The sequence below is a fragment of the Kitasatospora sp. DSM 101779 genome (assembly GCF_025655475.1).
Classification (GTDB): Bacteria; Actinomycetota; Actinomycetes; order Streptomycetales; family Streptomycetaceae; genus Kitasatospora.
Genome location: NZ_JAHTIK010000004.1, coordinates 1 through 2337, shown reverse-complemented (window position 1 = coordinate 2337; position 2337 = coordinate 1). Strand labels below are relative to the sequence as shown.

1 protein-coding gene and 1 pseudogene are annotated in these 2337 nt (G+C 73.6%); both read left to right on the top strand.

Annotated features, from left to right (window positions below):
• Positions 1 to 396, top strand: a pseudogene (locus KSNIM_RS38790) (argininosuccinate synthase domain-containing protein); the annotation flags it as partial.
• Between the two features lie 77 nt (positions 397 to 473).
• Positions 474 to 1913, top strand: a complete 1440-nt coding sequence (gene argH, locus KSNIM_RS38785) for an argininosuccinate lyase (protein ID WP_263108366.1) — start codon at positions 474 to 476, stop codon at positions 1911 to 1913.
• The last annotated feature ends 424 nt before the right edge of the window (positions 1914 to 2337 follow it).

The window sequence follows — 2337 nt, the reverse complement described above, 5'->3', positions numbered from 1 at the left end:
TCCCGCGAGATCTACGAGGCCCCCGGCGCGATCGCCCTGATCACCGCCCACCAGGCCCTGGAGAACGTCACCGTCGAGCGCGAGCTGGCCCGCTACAAGCGGCAGGTCGAGCAGCGCTGGGCCGAGCTGGTCTACGACGGCCTGTGGTTCTCCCCGCTCAAGCGCGCCCTGGACGGCTTCGTCAACGAGGCCAACCAGAGCGTCTCCGGCGACATCCGGATGGTGCTGCACGGCGGCCGCGCGGTGGTCAACGGCCGCAAGTCGGACCAGTCGCTGTACGACTTCAACCTCGCCACCTACGACACCGGCGACACCTTCGACCAGTCGATGTCCAAGGGCTTCATCGAAATCTTCGGCATGTCCTCGAAGATCGCCGCCCGCCGCGACCTCGCCTGATCCCGAACGGTCACCGGGCCCCGGCCGCTCTCCCCGCGGCCGGGGCCCACCCCCATCACCTGTAAGGAGCCCACGCGATGACCGCCGACCAGAACGCCGCCAGCAGCAATCCTGAGCTGCGCCTCTGGGGCGCGCGCTTCGCCGACGGCCCCTCCGAGGCGCTGGCCAGGCTCTCCGCCTCGGTCCACTTCGACTGGCGCCTCGCGCCCTACGACATCGCCGGCTCCAAGGCGCACGCCCGCGTGCTGCACACGGCCGGCCTGCTGAGCGCCGAGGAGCTCGACGCGATGCTGACCGGACTGGACGGCCTGCTGGCCGACGTCGAGTCCGGCGCCTTCACCGGCACCATCGCCGACGAGGACGTGCACACCGCCCTGGAGCGCGGCCTGCTGGAGCGCCTCGGCCCCGACCTCGGCGGCAAGCTGCGGGCCGGCCGCTCCCGCAACGACCAGATCGCCACGCTGTTCCGGATGTACCTCCGCGACCACGCCAGGATCATCGGCGGCCTGGTGCTGGACCTCCAGCACGCCCTGGTCGGCCTCGCCGAGGCCCACCCCGACACCGCCATGCCGGGCCGCACCCACCTCCAGCACGCCCAGCCGGTGCTCTTCGCCCACCACGTCCTCGCGCACGTGCAGGCCCTCGGCCGGGACGCCGAGCGGCTGCGCCAGTGGGACGCCCGCACCGCCGTCTCCCCGTACGGCTCCGGCGCGCTCGCCGGCTCCTCGCTCGGCCTCGACCCGCAGGCGGTCGCCGCCGACCTCGGCTTCGAGCGCGGCTCGGTCGGCAACTCCATCGACGGCACCGCCTCGCGGGACTTCGTCGCCGAGTTCGCCTTCGTCACCGCCATGATCGGGATCAACCTCTCGCGCATCGCCGAGGAGGTGATCATCTGGAACACCAAGGAGTTCGGCTTCATCACGCTGCACGACGCCTTCTCCACGGGCTCCTCGATCATGCCGCAGAAGAAGAACCCGGACATCGCCGAGCTCGCCCGCGGCAAGTCCGGCCGCCTGATCGGCAACCTCACCGGCCTGCTCGCCACCCTCAAGGCGCTGCCGCTCGCCTACAACCGCGACCTGCAGGAGGACAAGGAGCCGGTCTTCGACTCCTGCGACACCCTCGAGGTCCTGCTGCCGGCCTTCACCGGCATGATGGCCACCCTCACCGTCCACCGCGAGCGGCTGGAGGAGCTGGCCCCGGCCGGCTTCTCGCTCGCCACCGACGTCGCCGAGTGGCTGGTCAAGCAGGGCGTGCCGTTCCGGGTCGCGCACGAGGTCGCCGGAGCCTGCGTCAAGGCCTGCGAGCAGCAGGGCATCGAGCTGGGCGACCTGACGGACGCGCAGTTCGCCGAGATCTCCGAGCACCTGACGCCCGAGGTCCGCTCGGTGCTCAGCGTGCACGGCGCCATCGCCTCCCGCAGCGGCCGCGGCGGCACCGCGCCGAGCGCCGTCGCCACCCAGCTCGCCGAGGTGAAGGCCGACCTCGCCGTCCAGCAGGAGTGGCTGCAGGGCTGACACGCCCTTTGACCCTCACGGGGCGCGCCGGGTGACCCGGCGCGCCCCTGCTCGTTGCGGGAGACATGACCGACGCCCGCCCCGCCGCAGCGGCCTCCGCCGGACCGCCGCCCTCCAGCCGGCCGGTACCCGGCCCACCGCACCTGCCGCAGGCCCGCCGTGCGTCGCCGGCTGCCCGGTCTCCTGGCGCAGCTGCGCCGACCGCGGGCCGGGAGAAGTCCGGCCCGGTGGCCGCCGAGCCCGGCGGTGCTCCGCAGGCCGGGGGAGGGGCGTCCGTCCCGCTGCTGGCCGGTGCTCCGGGACTGCCGCAGGCACGTGGCGCAGCCGACCGCGCAGCCGGCCGTGCTCCCGGCTGCGTTCCGGCGGCGCCGGGTCCGGTGCCTGCTGATCGCGTCGGTCACGCCGCGGCCGTCCCGCCCGCCTG